A 14,042-nucleotide genomic window follows, 5' to 3' on the forward strand; every position below is an offset into this window, starting at 1 on the left:
CGTGAACCGCCGTGGTACGGACCCGTATGCCCGGTGGTGTGAGAGGACGGGGGAGGCGACTCCCCCTCCTACTCGATTCCTGCGCTAATACTGTCTAGCATGAACAGCTGAGTATCATGCGACGACAGGCAAGGCATGGACCGACCAGCGAAGAGACTGACGAAAGGGAGAAGGCAATGAAAGGCGATGCCAAGGTCATCGAGCACCTCAACAAGGCGCTCGGCAATGAACTGGTGGCGATCAACCAGTATTTCCTGCATGCCAAGATGTACAAGGATTGGGGCATGAAGGCCCTGGCCAAGTGGGAGTACGACGAATCCATCGACGAGATGAACCACGCCGACAAGCTGATCGAGCGTATCCTGTTCCTCGAGGGTGTTCCCAATCTGCAGGACCTCGGCAAGCTGCACATTGGCGAGAACGTGCGCGAGATGCTCGAGTCCGATCTCAAGATTGAACACGAGGGCCGCCAGGACTACATCGAAGCCATTGCCTACTGCGAGCAGGTCAAGGATTACGTGTCGCGTGACCTGTTCCGCCATATCCTCGCCGATGAGGAAGAACACATCGATCATATCGAGACCGAGCTTGGCCTGATCGACAAGGTGGGCATCGAGAACTACATCCTCAAGCAGATGCAGGAAGCCGGCGACGAATAGCGCCCCGCCGGCCCCGCTGTCATTCGAACGGCACCGACCCAGGTCGGTGCCGTTCTGTATTATGGCCCCCTGGCGTTGAAGGAGCGTAGCAGGGCGGCGCTTGAACCTCTGAGTCATGAACTAAGCTGGTGCAGGAGGCGCGGCAATCCGCCTGCCATGCGTCGAAATGGTGCGGTCGGTCCTGGCGCCATGCCCTGATATGGCTCATCCGATCGGGCTTCATTGCCACCAGGGGAGGCTTTGGCAGGGCGATTGCATAGAACAACTACAACCACACATCGCGAGGTCATCCTTCATGAGCCGTCACCTCTGTCGTACCTCTGGCCTGCTGGCCGGCGCACTTGGCCTGTCCCTGATCGCCGGCAGCCTGGCGCAGGCAGATGAAACTCGGATTCGATTCCAGCTCGACTGGCGCTTCGAAGGCCCGTCGGCGCCCTTCCTCATGGCAGTCGAACGCGGCTACTTCGCCGAGGAAGGGCTCAATGTCCAGATCGACTCCGGCAGTGGTTCCGCCGGGGCCATCAACCGGGTCGCTTCGGGGGCCTACGAGATGGGCTTCGGCGATCTCAATGCGCTGGTGGAGTTTCTCGCCGAGAATCCCGGTAGCCCCGGCATCCAGGGCGTCTACGTGGTCTATGACGGGACGCCGGCCACGGTATTCGCGCGCAAGGATCGCGGCATCGAGAGCGTGGAGGACCTGGCCGGCAGGTCGCTGGCCGCGCCGGCCTTCGATACCGGCTACCGTGCCTGGGGCATCTTCGCCGCGGCCAACGACATCGAGGCGGACGCAGTCGAGTGGCAGAACGTCGACCCCACGCTGCGCGAGACGCTGCTGGTGCGCGGCGATGTCGATGCCATCACCGGCTTCTACTTCACCAGCCTGCTCAACCTCGAGGGGCGCGGCATGGGCGAGGAGGAGCTGACCATCCTGCCCTTCCCGGACTATGGCGTGCCGCTGTACGGCAATGCCATCATCGCCAGCGAGGCATTCTCCGAAGAGAACCCCGAGGCGGTGGAGGGTTTCCTGCGCGCCTTCAACCGGGCTCTGGCGGAAACCCTGGCCGATCCCGAGGCCGCCATCGACTATGTGCGCAGTCGCGATTCACTGATCGACGTGGAAATGGAGACCCGCCGGCTCAAACTGGCCATCGACAGCGTCATCGATACCGAGGATGCCCGCGCCCACGGTGCCGGGGCCGTCGACGAGACGCGACTGCGCGAGGCGATACAGCTGGTGGCCGACGCCTACGACCTGCCGGAGATTCCCGAGCCCGAGCACGTCTTCACCTCACGCTTCCTGCCGCCCCAGGAGGAGCGCATGATCTTCCCGGAGAGCGGGGAGTGACGGCTTTGGCAGACTCCACGTCCTTCGTCGACTTCCAGCAGGTCAGCCTGGCCTACGACGATTCCGGCAACGCCATCGAGGATATCTCGCTCTCCATCGGGGAGGGCGAGTTCGTCGCCTTCGTCGGCCCCTCCGGCTGCGGCAAGTCGACCTTCATGAAGCTGTGCACCGGGCTTCACGCCCCCACTGGCGGCAGCGTCAAGGTGGATGGCGTCGAGGTGGGCGGGCCGCTGAAGATTTGCGGCATGGCGTTCCAGAGCGCCAACCTGCTGCCGTGGCGTACCACGCTGGACAACGTGCTGTTGCCGCTTGAGATCGTCAAGCCCTACCGCTCGCAGTTTCGCCAGCGCCGGGCGGAGTTCGTCGGCTGGGCTCGCGACCTGCTGCGTACCGTGGGGCTCGAGGGCTACGAGGACCAGTACCCGTGGCAGCTTTCCGGCGGCATGCAGCAGCGCGCCTCGATCTGTCGCGCCTTGATCCACCGTCCCCGCCTGCTGATGCTGGATGAGCCTTTTGGTGCATTGGACGCCTTCACCCGTGAGGAGCTGTGGTGCGTGCTGCGCGACCTGTGGGAGGCCCAGCGCTTTACCGTGGTGCTGGTGACCCACGATCTGCGCGAAGCGGCGTTCCTGGCCGATACCGTCTACGTCATGAGCCGCCGGCCGGGGCGCATCATCGAGCGTCGTGAGATCGACCTGCCGCGCCCCCGCGACCTGGCGGTCACTTATGAAAAGCCCTTCATCGATATGGTGCAGGAGCTGCGCAACCTGATCGGCGACATCCGCAGCGCCTGAGGAGCGAGCATGACCAAGAGAGACAAGCTGATCGAGCGGCTGGCGCCCTGGGTCGCGGTGCTGGCGCTGGTGGTGATCTGGGAAGTCACTGTGCGCCTGCTGCAGGTGCCGGAGTTCATCTTTCCTAGCGCCTCGGCCACCGCCCAGGCCCTGGTGACCTTCGCCGGCCCCATCGGCATGCATTCGTGGCAGACACTGTGGACCACCATGGCGGGCTTCGCCCTGGGCGTGGCGGTAGGGCTGGCGCTGGGTTTCATCATCGGCTCCTCGCGTTTTCTCTACCATGCCTGCTATCCGCTGCTGGTGGGCTTCAACGCCATCCCCAAGGTGGCCTTCGTGCCGATCCTGGTGGTGTGGTTCGGCATCGGCTCGGTGCCGGCGATCCTCACCGCCTTCCTGATCTGCTTCTTCCCCATCGTGGTCAACGTGGCCACCGGCCTGGCCACGCTGGAGCCGGAAATGGAGGACGTGCTGCGGGTGCTCGGCGCCCGGCGCATGGACGTGCTGCTCAAGGTGGGCCTGCCGCGCTCGCTGCCCTATTTCTTCGCCTCGCTGAAGATCGCCATCACCCTGGCCTTCGTCGGTACCGTGGTCTCCGAGACGGTGGCGTCGAACCAGGGCATCGGCTACCTGATGATGAGCGCCGGCTCGCAGATGCGCATGGCGCTGGTGTTCGCCGGCCTGATCGTGATCAGTGCCATGGCCATGGTGATGTACGAGCTGTTTGCGATTCTGGAGAAGCGGATGACCGGATGGGCGCATCGAGGCCAGCGCTGAGAGGAGGGGCTAGAATGCCTTCTCCAGGTCGAAGCGCGGCACTGGTTCGCCGCGCACCTCGACGGTTTCGGTGAACATGGCCAGCGGGCGTACCCACAGGCCGTAGTCGCCGTACAGGGCGCGATAGACCACCAGCGGCTCCTCGGTCTCGCTGTGGTGGGCGACGCCGAGCACTTCGTAGCGGTTGCCCTTGTAATGGCAGTAGATGCCGGGAACGGGGAGGGGGTGGGACATCGCGCAGGGCTCCAGTTCAGTCGTTATCGTTCTCGGCTGCCACTCTCGGCAGCGCGTTTTGCCAGGCGGGTGAGGACCCGGGAGGCGGCCAAGAAGCCGAAGCTGCCGGTGACGAAGGTGGCTGCTCCCACGCCGGAAGCGCAGTCGAGGCGGGTCGGCACGCCGGCGGCGGGCTTCTGCAGGCAGATCTCGCCCTCTGCGTCAGGATAGACCAGCTGCTCTTCAGAATAGACGCACTCCACCGAGAAGCGCCGCTTCGGGTTGCGCGAGAAGCCGTAATCCCGGCGCAGCCGGGCGCGCACCTTGGCCAGCAGCGGGTCGTGCTCGGTGCGAGCAAGGTCCGCCACCTTGATGCGCGTGGGGTCGCTCTGCCCGCCGGCGGCCCCGGCCACCACGATGGGCAGCTTGCGCCGCTTGCACCAGGCGATCAGCGCAGCCTTGGCAACCACACTGTCGATGGCGTCGACCACGTAGTCGGCCTCTTCGGGAATACGTTGCGCCAGGTTGGTGGGCGTGACGAAGGCGGTATCGGCGATGACTTCGATGCTGGGCTGGATCGCCCGACAGCGCTCGGCAAGCACCTCCACCTTGGGGCGGCCGATGGTGCCGTCGAGAGCGGGCAGCTGACGGTTGACGTTGGAAACGCAGACGTCGTCGAGATCGATCAGGCTGAGCCGGCCGATTCCCGAGCGGGCCAGGGCCTCCACCGCCCAACTGCCGACCCCGCCCACGCCGACCACCACCACATGGGCCTGGCGAAAGCGCTGGAGGGCACGAGCGCCATAGAGGCGGCGAATCCCGCCGAAGCGGAGGTCGTAGTCGTCTTGCTGTGGCGCTGCAACATCCTGGGAGAGGGGGGGAACAGTCATGGTGCGTCTCGAGTCTCCGGTCAGGTCGAAGCGAGGAGGGGAGCCTGCCGCTGGCGGGCCCCGTCGAGCGGCAGGTGGCCGGCCCAGCCAAAGCGTTGGAACAGGGCAGTCATGCCGCTATCCAGGCCGCAGGAAATGTCGATCCACCCGCCTTCGACGGGATGCTCGAAGCTCAATTCCACGGCGGCCAGCAGCAGCCGAGGGCAGCCCAGCCGCCCGGCGAAAAAGCGGTTGTGGTTGCCCTTGCCGTGCTTGGCGTCGCCGATGATCGGATAGCCTCGCCGCGACAGGTGGCGGCGGATCTGATGGCGCCGGCCGGTCAGCGGTCGCACCTCCATCAACGAATAGCGACTCGTGGGGTAGCGATCCACCGAGACCGGCAGCTCGACGCTGTCGAGCCGCTTCACCTCGGTGAGCGCCTCCAGTGCCGGCATCTCTGCCTTGGGCCGGCTGCCATCCTCCTCGCGCAGGGCGTAGTCGAGCCGCTCCTGCCCGGGCCCGACGCCGCGCACCACGGCGAGGTAGCGTTTGGCGACCTGCCGTGCGGCAAAGCTTTCGCCCAGCCGGGCTGCGGTGGCGCTGTCCAGGGCGAAGATCATGACGCCGGACGTGGGCCGGTCGAGGCGATGTACCGGATAGACGCGCTGGCCGAGCTGGTTTCGCAGGCGCTGCAGCAGAAACTCACGCTCGCCGCCAGCAAGCTTCGACCGATGCACCAGCAGCCCCGATGGCTTGTGCACCGCGACCAGGTGGTCGTCCCGGTAGAGGAGGCTCAGAGGGTTCGTCATGATGGCCCGGTTCGGCAACGAAAGGCGGCCATTGTCGCCTTGGGCGCCATCCTTGTCACCCCGGGCCGCGGCTGGCCGTCTCGCTCACTCGCTATCCTGACAGTTACCGCGCAGCTCGATGGCGTGGGCGATACGCTCGATGCCTTGGCGATACGCCGCGCGGCGATAGGATATTTCCTCCCGTTCGGCACGCTTGAAGACGAGTTCGCTCTGGCGCTCCAGGCGCTGGGCCAGCCGCTGATTGATGTCCTCCTCCGACCAGCGTTCGCCGCTGCGGTTCTGCACCCACTCGTAGTAGCTGACGATGACGCCACCGGTATTGGCCAGCACGTCGGGCAGCACCGGAATGCCGCGTTCCTCGAGCCGTTCATCGGCGCGACTGCTGACCGGCCCGTTGGCGATCTCGAGCAGTGCCCCGGCCCTGACCTCATCGACATTCTCTTCGTGGATCTGGTCTTCCAGGGCCGCCAGAGCCAGCACGTCCACTTCCAGGGTGAGCAGCTCGTCGCGATCGATCTTCTCGACGTCCTCGGCAACGCACACCGAGTCGTCGCAGTAGACCATGTCATGCAGGCGCCGGTTACGCTCCTTCTGCTCCTTGATGGCATCGGGATCGAGCCCATCCTGGCTGTAGATCGCTCCCTTGGAGTCGGACACCGCGACAATGCGGTAGCCCTGCTCATATGCCAACCGGGCGAAATGATAGGCGGCATTGCCGAAGCCCTGGACCGCCACGCGGGTCTCCTCGGGCTTACGCTTTTCGCGAGCCGCCCACAGGTCTAGAACGTGCAGGGCGCCGCGCCCAGTGGCGGCCACGCGCCCCAGCGACCCTCCTAGCTCAGGGGGCTTGCCGGTGATCGCAGCGGGTACCTTGCCGCGGGCCAGATGGTCGAACTCGTCGGCCATCCAGCCCATCACGGTGGCATTGGTGTTGACGTCCGGTGCGGGGATGTCGCGCTCTGGGCCCATGACATCGGCAATGGCACGGATATAGCCGCGTGCCAGGCGCTCCAGCTCCAGCTTGGAGAGTTTCTTGGGGTCGACCTTCACACCGCCTTTGCCGCCCCCGTAGGGCAGGTCGACGACGGCACACTTGACTGCCATCCAGAAGCTCAGGGTGGTGACTTCTTCCTGGCTGACATCCGGGTGAAAGCGGATACCGCCCTTGGCGGGCCCCAGCGTGGTGTTGTACTGAATTCGCCAGCCGGGAAAGACCTTGAGGCTGCCATCGTCCATGCGTACCGGTACGCTGACCTGCAGTGAGAGGCTGGGCTGCATCAAGCGCTCCCTGGCATCGCCTTGTATCTCGATGGCCTGGCACACTTCCACGAGACGTGTGCGTGCATCGTCGAACAGGTTGGCATGATCCATTTGCCCGGACATCGGCTTCCTCCTGATGGTGGTGATCCGTCTTTGCCTGATTCAGCGTAGCAGCCTCGACTGATTATTGAGCCGAGGGTGAAAAAACATAAAATTTCAAAAGATTACATGGCGAAGCACTATCTTGGTCAGAGACTTGGATGGCTGACAGGGAGGTTGGTGTGAGTCGATTGGCCCGGAGCGCGATGCTGTGGTGTGGAGCCTACTTGTTGCTGGCCCTGCTGCCCCTTGGCATTGCCGTAGCGATTCGACCTGATGAGGTGAGGGAATTCGGGGCCGAGCTCGGCGCGTTTCTGGGATTCCTGGCGCTCGGGGTGCTTGCCTGTCAGGCGGTGATCTCGGGTCGCCATCGCTGGTTCGCCGAGTCGGTGGGCCACGACAACATTCTGCAGTTTCACCGCCAGACCGGCATCTTCGCCCTGATCCTGGTGCTGGCGCATCCGCTGGTCATGCTCGCCACCCGGCCGGCCTGGATCGAGTATCTCGACCCCCGCGAGGACACCCTGCGTGCCATCACGCTGATACTCCTGTTGCTGGCTATGCTGGTGCTGGTGGCGAGTTCGCTATGGCGTACGCGCTTCGGGCTCTCCTACGAGTGGTGGCGGGCTCTGCACGGCGGGCTGACACTGTTCGTCGTGGCTGGCGGGCTGGGGCATGCGGTCATGGTGCAGCACTACACGCAGGGCGTGATCACTACCCTGGCCTTGGGGGCACTGGTCTGCCTGTCGCTGCTGCTGGTGGTCGAGTCTCGCCTGCTCAGGCCATGGCGCCTGCGCCAGCGCCCCTGGAAGGTCGTGGCCAATGAACCTGAACGCGGCGACGCTGCCACCCTGACCCTGGAGGCCGCAGGAGGGCATCGACTCGACTTCGCCCCCGGGCAGTTCTTCTGGATCACCGTGGGGGAGACGCCGTTCTCGCTGCAGCAGCACCCGTTCTCGGTGGCCTCTTCAAGCACAGACGGCAAGCGTTTCGCCTTCACGGCCAAGCGCCTGGGCGACTTCACCAACAGGCTCCCTGATGTAACGCCGGGTACGCGCGCCTTCGTCGAGGGCCCCTACGGTGCCTTCGTGCCCGAGCCCGACAACGCTTCGGGTGCGGTGCTCATCGCCGGTGGCATCGGCGTCACTCCAATCATGAGTATCCTGCGCTCGCTGCGCGACCAGGGGGACACCCGGCCGCTGTGGCTGCTGTACGCCAACAAGACCTGGGAGGACGCTACCTTCCGCGACGAGCTCAGTGAACTCGAGCAGACGCTGGACCTTGATGTCATCCACGTCATCAGCGATCCCGAGCCGGAGTGGAGCGGGGAGAGGGGCAAGATCGACGATGCCCTGGTGCGGCGTCGCCTGCCGCCCGACGACGGGCGCCGGGAGTACTTCATCTGCGGGCCGGAGCCGCTGATGGATGCCGCCGAGAGGGCACTACTCAAACTGGGGGCGTCGCCCACGCGGATCTATTCCGACCGCTTCGACATTGTCTAGGAGGAGCGCATGCTGCATGTCATCGCCAAATGGGCTGGTAGCGTGGCCAGTGGCCTGCTACTGCTGATCGTGGTGCTGTTGGCGCTGTGGCTGGCGTGGTGATGCCTGGGCACGCCAGCGTCCCACCAGGCTCGGGGGCATTGGATAGTGTTTCACCCAAGCCAGTCACGGCGCTCCATGCAGTAGGAGCGGCTGTGACTTTCGCCCAGCCGACGCTGCTCGATGAAGCGAAAGCCCAGGCGCTCGCAGAAGCGATGGGCGTGGTGATTGTCGGCTGGCGGGTCGAGCCACACTGTTGTGATCCGCAGGTCGCTGAAGCAGTGCGCCAGGGCCAATTGCAGCATGGTTGAGCCGTAGCCTTGGCCAAGATACCCAGGCTCGCCGATCCACAGGTCGATGTTGCGCCTGGCGTCGCCTTCCTCGGCCCAAGAGGCGCCCCGATTCTCGCGGGCCGGCTCGGTGAGCTGGATATACCCGATGGGGTGGCGGTCGAGTTCGCCTATGAACCTTTGGCGCCACCCGGGCGGCTGCTCGAGCCTACTACTGCAACTGGTATTCGGGCTTGCGGCCTCGACATGAGGCTGAAAGGACCAGCGCTCGAGCAGTGGCTGGTCCCGGGTTGTCGCGGGGCGCAGGCGAAGCCTGCGCTTCACTCTCACGTCCATATGCGAAGGGCCCTGGTGGCCGTGCTCCTGTTGCCGATGCTACTCAAAGCATAGCGACTTCTATTTTGCTCTGCACAATCTTCAATGCATCCGGGGTGTCACTACGCTGTGACGGCTTACGCCTCGCTCCAGGGCAGCTGCCTTCAGTCACGCTTCTCGTGCCGGCGCTGCTGCGCCGCACGCCGTTGTTCGCGCTCATGGCGACGATGACGGGCCAGGGCATTGCCGTTTGCCAGTTGGACCAGGAATTCGATCTCCTCGTCACTGAGCGGCTCGCGGGGGGGCCGTGGCATCGGGCTTTCTCCTGTCGAAGCGCTAGGTCTCTCCGACGTTAACGACGGATGATGACAGCAGGGTGACGACCCGGGCCGGGCTAATTTGACGTTTGCCGAGGTGGTCAGCCTACCTGAAGCAAGGCATCGAGCAGCTCATCGTGCCGCTCGGCATGGGCCACCAGCAGGCTGTGCCATTCGGCGGGATTGGTGTTGCCCTCGAGGTCAGTCACGACAAGGCCTGCCTCCCGGGCGAAGACGATCCCGGCGGCCACGTCCCACAGGTCGAGCCTGGCGCCTTGAGACCAAAAGGCATCGAAGCGGCCAAGGCCGGTGTAGGCGATCTCCAGCGCTGCCGAGCCGGGGGTCCGAATCCCGGCCACGGCCGGCATCATTGCCGTGAGCTGGCGCAGGCTGGTAGGGCAGTCGCCCTTGGCATGATAGGGCAGGCAGGTGGCGAGGAGCATTTCCGGCATGGGGCGGGCCGGAGAGGCGACGATACGGCGGCTGCCCAGGTAAGCGCCTTGCCCATGGACCGCCCACAGCATCTCGTCGAGCAGTGGTTGGTAGACCACCCCATGGGTCAGCTGGTCGCCCTGGCGCACGGCGATGGATACCGAGAAGTGGGGCACTCGGTGCAGGAAGTTGTTGGTGCCGTCCAGCGGGTCGATGACCACCTCGAGGGGGCTGTCTTGAGCCGGCGTTGCGCCCGTTTCCTCCCCCAGAAAACCCACCTCTGGATGGTGGCGGCGCACGGTGTCGATGATGGCCCGCTCTGCTGCCCGGTCGTAGTCGGTCACGAAGTCCGAGGCGCCCTTGCACTGGAAGTCGATCGTGCCGGCGGCCCGATAGCCCTCTCGCAGGATCTCGCCCGCTGCCTGAGCGGCTTGCTTGAGCGTGTCGATCAGAGTGAGTGAGGAAACGTTTGTCATGCTGAGCCTCTTGAATCATGGCCAAAGCCAACATGTTATTGCCTGAAGATGTCGGGAAATTGACACCTGCCGCTGTCTCACATGACCGGCGTCTGCTCCTTTTCATTGGCTTCGGGGGGTAATACCTCTGTCGCAGACGATACCGTCTGCTGGGTACTGCAGGCCGTGAGCGTGGCGAGTGGCACCGCCCTGGCGTTGCCGCTCCCTGCTGCTCGAGCATAAAGCCCGGCCAGTTCTGCGGCCTTAGTATCCTCGTGCCAGCTTGCTGCATAGGTCACGGCACGCTGCGCCAGTTCACTACGCAACGCTTCATCGCCGAGCAGTTGGCTCACCTTGGCAGCGAAATCATCGAGATCTTCCTCGGCGATCAGGCAGCCCTCACCATCCAGCAGTACGTCGCGGGTGCCCATTATGGCGGTGGAGACGACCGGGGTGCCCAGCGCCATGGCCTCCAGCAGCACCAACCCCTGGGTTTCGGTGCGGGAGGCGAAGATGAAGGCATCGGCCGCACGGTAGGCGGCCTGCAGAGGGCCGTTGCGGCCCAGGTAGCCAAGAAAGTACACGGCGTACTCCATGCCGATCTGCCGTGCCCGGCGTGCCAAGGCCGCTCGGGCCGGTCCTTCGCCGGTAATGATCAGGCGCGTATTGGGATGTTCGGCCAGCACACGGGGCAGCAGGTCGATCAGAAAGGCAATGTTCTTCTCGAAGGCGAGGCGTCCGACGAACAACAGCAGACGGGCTTTTTTCGGCAGGTGGTAGCGGTCGCGGAAGTCAGCGTCCTCGACGGGGAGACGGAAGCGCTCCAGCGCCAACCCGGTGGGGATGATTGCCATGGGTGTTTTGACGCCATAGCGCAGGAGTGTGTCGTGCATGGCATTCGATGGAGCCACCAGCGCTGCCAGCCGGCGGCACTGCCACACCGAGAAGCGCCGGGCGAGGAAACGCAGCCAACGGCTGGGTACGCCGCGAACATAGAGGGGGAGATACTCCTCGAACAGCGTGTGGTAGGTGGCCAGGGCCGGTATGCCTAGCCGCCCTGCCAGCGCCACGCCGGTGTAGTGGGCGACGAAGGGGGTGTGAATGTGCACCAGGTCGAAGTGCTCCTCGGCGAGCCGCGGCGCCAGCCTCATCACCTCGCGATAGTGCATCATGCGATCTTCGGGGGAGCCAGGCACGCCGCGCGAGGAGACCCTCAGTACGTCCGGTTCATCCACTTGCCCCACGGGATAGCCGGGGCAGATCAGGGTGACGGAATGGTCGAGCCTTTGCAGCGCATCTCGGAAGCTGGCGATCGAGGTGGAGACACCGTTGATGCGGGGGAAGTAGACGTCGGAAAGCATCAATATGTTCATGGTTCGGCTCGCCATGGAGGTTACGCCATCATTCTGCGTAAGTGGAGTGACGCCATGGTGACAAGGCGGGGCGTACTTCCTGCCCGGGCGAGAGCGGCTGCTTTCGCTCAACGGATCGACCTACCCTTGAAAACGGCACGTTATCGCCTTGTCACTTTGACGAGCCAAACTGGCACTCTCTATCTATTTTCATGCATCCACAAGGCAGAAAAGCGACATGAGTGAAATGGAACAGCACATCTACCACAGTCTGAGCGAGGCGCGAGCGGCACTTGATGCCTTGCTGAAGGATAAAAAGACCCTACGCACTATTGCAGCGGCCGGGCAGCAGCTTAGCGATACGTTTCGTCGTGGTGGGCGTGTATTCAGTTGTGGCAACGGTGGTTCCATGTGCGATGCCATGCACTTCGCCGAAGAGCTGTCGGGCCGTTACCGGTTGCATCGCAAGGGTTTGCCCGCGGCTGCCATCAGTGACCCGAGTCACTTGAGCTGTGTTGGTAACGATTATGGCTATGATCGAGTGTTCGCTCGCTACTTGGAGGCCCATGGTCGTGAGGACGATTGTCTGTTGGCTATCAGCACCAGTGGTACTAGTGCCAATGTGCTCGCCGCGGCGGAGCATGCCAAGCGTCATGGCATCCATGTCATCGCGCTAACGGGGCGTAAGGGGTCCGTACTTGGCGACCTGGCGGATATCGAGCTTTGCACGCCGGCAGGTCAGTATGCCGACCGGGTGCAGGAGCTGCATATCAAGGTCATTCACATCCTGATTGAGCTGGTGGAACGGGAGCTGTTTCCCGAGAATTATTAATTTTCCTTTGATGTCCACCCCTTGCGGCTAATCAAGTCAACTTGGTGAGGAGTGATTGTTGCCCGGGTATCAATGCTATCGTGGGCTCGGTTCAATCCAAGTGTCGAGATGGGGGCAGAGAATGTCGCTGCACAACGACGCACTTTGATAAGTTGTGCGGTACGAGGCTCGCGATTTTCTAACGGCTATGCGGAGCGTGGATGATATAACCATGCTTGCTATCGCCGGAGAAACCACAGGCTCGGTAGAAGGCATGAGTCGCTGGCTCTTCAGAACCCGTTAGTAGCATGATTTTGTAACAACCCCGTGACCAGGCATATTCTTGGACATGACGGATGAGCCGCTTGCCGAGGCCCTGACCTCGATGTGTGGCTCGAGTCACCACATTCTCGATCAAGGCGTAGGGCTGTGCCCCTCGGGTGAGATTGGGCACGATGTTGAGATAGCAGGTCGCCAGCAGTGTCCTGTTCGACTCGGCGACGAAGATGACCAGGCCGGGACTTTCCAGGATGCGTTCAAAGGCGCATCGAGTCCTCTCATCCGGAATGGGGTCTTCGGGGTTGAGTTCCCGATAGAGTGTGAATAGCTGTTCGTAATCGCCCAAGTGAGCAAGTCTGTTATCGGCCATCTCAACCCCCCATACGTTTGTTGCTCTCGTGGTTGAAGGGATGCAGCGCCTCGCGGCGCACGTGGAAGCGCAAGGTTTCGCCTTCTGACACCGGCGGCTGGCCGGCGGTGCGGATCACCGTGGGCTGCTCGCTGCCGGCCAGGCGTACATAGAGGTGGCTCTCGGCCCCGGCAGCCTCGAACAGCTCCAGCTTGGACTCCACCACCAGGTGAGGGCCGCTCGGCGCCTGCATGTGCAGGTCGTCGGGGCGAATACCGACGATGTCGGTACCTTCGGGCAGGTCGTCGAGTAGGCCATTGCCCCGCTCACGCAGATAGTCCAGTGGAATCAAGTTCATCGCCGGCGAGCCGATGAAGGTCGCCACGAAGATCGACGCGGGGCGTGCATAGATCTCCATGGGGGTGCCGACCTGCTCGATGCGCCCACCATTGAGCACCACCAGGCGGTCGCCCAGTGTCATGGCTTCGAGCTGGTCGTGAGTGACATAAAGGCTGGTGGTCTTGAGGCGACGCTGGAGCTGCTTGATCTCGACCCGCATCTGCACGCGCAGCTTGGCATCGAGGTTGGAGAGCGGCTCGTCGAACAGGAAAGCGGCGGGCTCGCGCACCAGCGCCCGGCCCATGGCCACCCGCTGGCGCTGGCCGCCGGAGAGCTTGCGTGGCTTGCGCGGGAGAAACTCCTCGATTTCCAGCATGCGTGCCGCTTCCTGCACTCGCCGCTCGATCTCGTCGCGCTTGAAACCGCGGTTCTTGAGGCCATAGGCCAGGTTGTCGAAGACCGTCATATGGGGGTAGAGCGCGTAGTTCTGGAACACCATGGCGATGTCACGCTCGGCGGGTTCCAGGTCGTTGACCACACGATCGCCAATCTCCAGGCGTCCCTCACTGATCGTCTCCAGCCCCGCCACCATGCGCAGCAGGGTCGACTTGCCGCAGCCCGAGGGGCCTACAAGGACTACGAATTCTCCATCGGCGACTTCCAGGTCGATGCCCTTTACCGCCTGGACGCCACCAGCATAGGTCTTCTTCAGGCCTTCCAATTTGATGCGTGCCATC

17 protein-coding genes are annotated in these 14,042 nt (G+C 63.7%); 7 read left to right on the forward strand and 10 right to left on the reverse strand.

Annotation, left to right across the window (positions count from 1 at the left end; genetic code table 11):
• The first annotated feature begins 176 nt into the window (after positions 1 to 176).
• The 4 genes from bfr (at position 177) to H1D44_RS10380 (ending at position 3,575) form a co-directional block, all read left to right on the forward strand.
• On the forward strand, positions 177 to 659 hold the full coding sequence (gene bfr, locus H1D44_RS10365; protein WP_181514787.1) for a bacterioferritin: 483 nt from the start codon (positions 177 to 179) through the stop codon (positions 657 to 659).
• Between the two features lie 295 nt (positions 660 to 954).
• On the forward strand, positions 955 to 2,004 hold the full coding sequence (locus H1D44_RS10370) for an ABC transporter substrate-binding protein (protein WP_181514788.1): 1,050 nt from the start codon (positions 955 to 957) through the stop codon (positions 2,002 to 2,004).
• The gene (locus tag H1D44_RS10375; protein WP_340162529.1) at positions 2,001 to 2,798 is read left to right on the forward strand and encodes an ABC transporter ATP-binding protein; all 798 of its coding nucleotides are present in this window, start codon (positions 2,001 to 2,003) and stop codon (positions 2,796 to 2,798) included. Before H1D44_RS10370 ends, H1D44_RS10375 begins: the two co-directional genes overlap by 4 nt.
• Before the next feature lie 9 nt (positions 2,799 to 2,807).
• Complete coding sequence (locus H1D44_RS10380; protein ID WP_181514790.1) at positions 2,808 to 3,575, forward strand: ABC transporter permease; 768 nt, start codon at positions 2,808 to 2,810, stop codon at positions 3,573 to 3,575.
• A 9-nt stretch (positions 3,576 to 3,584) separates the two neighbouring features.
• Here H1D44_RS10380 and H1D44_RS10385 read toward each other — a convergent pair whose 3' ends face one another.
• The 4 genes from H1D44_RS10385 to H1D44_RS10400 form a co-directional block, all read right to left on the reverse strand.
• Positions 3,585 to 3,809, reverse strand: a complete 225-nt coding sequence (locus tag H1D44_RS10385) for a DUF1653 domain-containing protein (protein WP_181514791.1) — start codon at positions 3,807 to 3,809, stop codon at positions 3,585 to 3,587.
• Positions 3,810 to 3,832: 23 nt separating this feature from the next.
• Positions 3,833 to 4,678 (reverse strand): tRNA cyclic N6-threonylcarbamoyladenosine(37) synthase TcdA, encoded by an 846-nt coding sequence (gene tcdA, locus H1D44_RS10390; RefSeq protein ID WP_181514792.1) that lies wholly within the window; start codon positions 4,676 to 4,678, stop codon positions 3,833 to 3,835.
• Positions 4,679 to 4,698: 20 nt separating this feature from the next.
• Entirely contained in the window at positions 4,699 to 5,466 is a 768-nt protein-coding gene (locus tag H1D44_RS10395; RefSeq protein WP_181514793.1) for a pseudouridine synthase, read from the reverse strand.
• Positions 5,467 to 5,550: 84 nt separating this feature from the next.
• Positions 5,551 to 6,849: a Glu/Leu/Phe/Val family dehydrogenase gene (locus tag H1D44_RS10400; protein ID WP_181514794.1), complete on the reverse strand. Its 1,299-nt coding sequence runs from the start codon at positions 6,847 to 6,849 to the stop codon at positions 5,551 to 5,553.
• Positions 6,850 to 7,007: 158 nt separating this feature from the next.
• Here H1D44_RS10400 and H1D44_RS10405 point away from each other — a divergent pair, with 158 nt between their 5' ends.
• Positions 7,008 to 8,327: a ferredoxin reductase family protein gene (locus tag H1D44_RS10405; RefSeq protein ID WP_238984496.1), complete on the forward strand. Its 1,320-nt coding sequence runs from the start codon at positions 7,008 to 7,010 to the stop codon at positions 8,325 to 8,327.
• A gap of 9 nt (positions 8,328 to 8,336) precedes the next feature.
• Positions 8,337 to 8,429: a hypothetical protein gene (locus H1D44_RS21245; RefSeq protein WP_338073471.1), complete on the forward strand. Its 93-nt coding sequence runs from the start codon at positions 8,337 to 8,339 to the stop codon at positions 8,427 to 8,429.
• 50 nt (positions 8,430 to 8,479) lie between these two features.
• Here the strand turns inward: H1D44_RS21245 and H1D44_RS10410 are convergent, their stop codons facing one another.
• The 4 genes from H1D44_RS10410 to H1D44_RS10425 all read right to left on the reverse strand — a co-directional run bounded on the left by H1D44_RS10410 (position 8,480) and on the right by H1D44_RS10425 (position 11,548).
• Positions 8,480 to 8,980: a GNAT family N-acetyltransferase gene (locus H1D44_RS10410; protein WP_238984495.1), complete on the reverse strand. Its 501-nt coding sequence runs from the start codon at positions 8,978 to 8,980 to the stop codon at positions 8,480 to 8,482.
• 155 nt (positions 8,981 to 9,135) lie between these two features.
• The gene (locus H1D44_RS10415; protein ID WP_181514796.1) at positions 9,136 to 9,285 is read right to left on the reverse strand and encodes a hypothetical protein; all 150 of its coding nucleotides are present in this window, start codon (positions 9,283 to 9,285) and stop codon (positions 9,136 to 9,138) included.
• A 104-nt stretch (positions 9,286 to 9,389) separates the two neighbouring features.
• Positions 9,390 to 10,196 (reverse strand): inositol monophosphatase family protein, encoded by an 807-nt coding sequence (locus tag H1D44_RS10420; RefSeq protein WP_181514797.1) that lies wholly within the window; start codon positions 10,194 to 10,196, stop codon positions 9,390 to 9,392.
• A 77-nt stretch (positions 10,197 to 10,273) separates the two neighbouring features.
• Complete coding sequence (locus tag H1D44_RS10425) at positions 10,274 to 11,548, reverse strand: glycosyltransferase (protein WP_238984494.1); 1,275 nt, start codon at positions 11,546 to 11,548, stop codon at positions 10,274 to 10,276.
• A gap of 217 nt (positions 11,549 to 11,765) precedes the next feature.
• On the opposite strand from H1D44_RS10425, the gene gmhA reads away from it, so the two are divergent.
• Positions 11,766 to 12,359, forward strand: coding sequence for a D-sedoheptulose 7-phosphate isomerase (gene gmhA / locus H1D44_RS10430; RefSeq protein ID WP_238984493.1), 594 nt, complete (start codon positions 11,766 to 11,768; stop codon positions 12,357 to 12,359).
• Between the two features lie 178 nt (positions 12,360 to 12,537).
• Here the strand turns inward: gmhA and H1D44_RS10435 are convergent, their stop codons facing one another.
• Together H1D44_RS10435 and H1D44_RS10440 are read right to left on the reverse strand one after the other, a co-directional pair.
• Positions 12,538 to 12,987, reverse strand: coding sequence for a GNAT family N-acetyltransferase (locus tag H1D44_RS10435; protein ID WP_181514799.1), 450 nt, complete (start codon positions 12,985 to 12,987; stop codon positions 12,538 to 12,540).
• A gap of 1 nt (position 12,988) precedes the next feature.
• Positions 12,989 to 14,041, reverse strand: a complete 1,053-nt coding sequence (locus H1D44_RS10440; RefSeq protein WP_181514800.1) for a sn-glycerol-3-phosphate import ATP-binding protein UgpC — start codon at positions 14,039 to 14,041, stop codon at positions 12,989 to 12,991.
• Position 14,042 lies beyond the last annotated feature (1 nt).

Source organism: Billgrantia kenyensis, assembly GCF_013697085.1.
GTDB classification, from domain to species: domain Bacteria; phylum Pseudomonadota; class Gammaproteobacteria; order Pseudomonadales; family Halomonadaceae; genus Halomonas; species Halomonas kenyensis.

Excerpts from the sequence above, each read along its gene's own strand:
- bfr (WP_181514787.1), top strand. The coding sequence starts at position 177 with ATGAAAGGCGATGCCAAGGTCATCGAGCACCTCAACAAGGCGCTCGGC.
- H1D44_RS10370 (WP_181514788.1), top strand. The coding sequence starts at position 955 with ATGAGCCGTCACCTCTGTCGTACCTCTGGCCTGCTGGCCGGCGCACTT.
- H1D44_RS10380 (WP_181514790.1), top strand. The coding sequence starts at position 2,808 with ATGACCAAGAGAGACAAGCTGATCGAGCGGCTGGCGCCCTGGGTCGCG.
- H1D44_RS10385 (WP_181514791.1), bottom strand. The coding sequence starts at position 3,809 with ATGTCCCACCCCCTCCCCGTTCCCGGCATCTACTGCCATTACAAGGGC.
- tcdA (WP_181514792.1), bottom strand. The coding sequence starts at position 4,678 with ATGACTGTTCCCCCCCTCTCCCAGGATGTTGCAGCGCCACAGCAAGAC.
- H1D44_RS10395 (WP_181514793.1), bottom strand. The coding sequence starts at position 5,466 with ATGACGAACCCTCTGAGCCTCCTCTACCGGGACGACCACCTGGTCGCG.
- H1D44_RS10400 (WP_181514794.1), bottom strand. The coding sequence starts at position 6,849 with ATGTCCGGGCAAATGGATCATGCCAACCTGTTCGACGATGCACGCACA.
- H1D44_RS21245 (WP_338073471.1), top strand. The coding sequence starts at position 8,337 with ATGCTGCATGTCATCGCCAAATGGGCTGGTAGCGTGGCCAGTGGCCTG.
- H1D44_RS10415 (WP_181514796.1), bottom strand. The coding sequence starts at position 9,285 with ATGCCACGGCCCCCCCGCGAGCCGCTCAGTGACGAGGAGATCGAATTC.
- H1D44_RS10420 (WP_181514797.1), bottom strand. The coding sequence starts at position 10,196 with ATGACAAACGTTTCCTCACTCACTCTGATCGACACGCTCAAGCAAGCC.
- H1D44_RS10425 (WP_238984494.1), bottom strand. The coding sequence starts at position 11,548 with ATGAACATATTGATGCTTTCCGACGTCTACTTCCCCCGCATCAACGGT.
- gmhA (WP_238984493.1), top strand. The coding sequence starts at position 11,766 with ATGAGTGAAATGGAACAGCACATCTACCACAGTCTGAGCGAGGCGCGA.
- H1D44_RS10435 (WP_181514799.1), bottom strand. The coding sequence starts at position 12,987 with ATGGCCGATAACAGACTTGCTCACTTGGGCGATTACGAACAGCTATTC.
- H1D44_RS10440 (WP_181514800.1), bottom strand. The coding sequence starts at position 14,041 with ATGGCACGCATCAAATTGGAAGGCCTGAAGAAGACCTATGCTGGTGGC.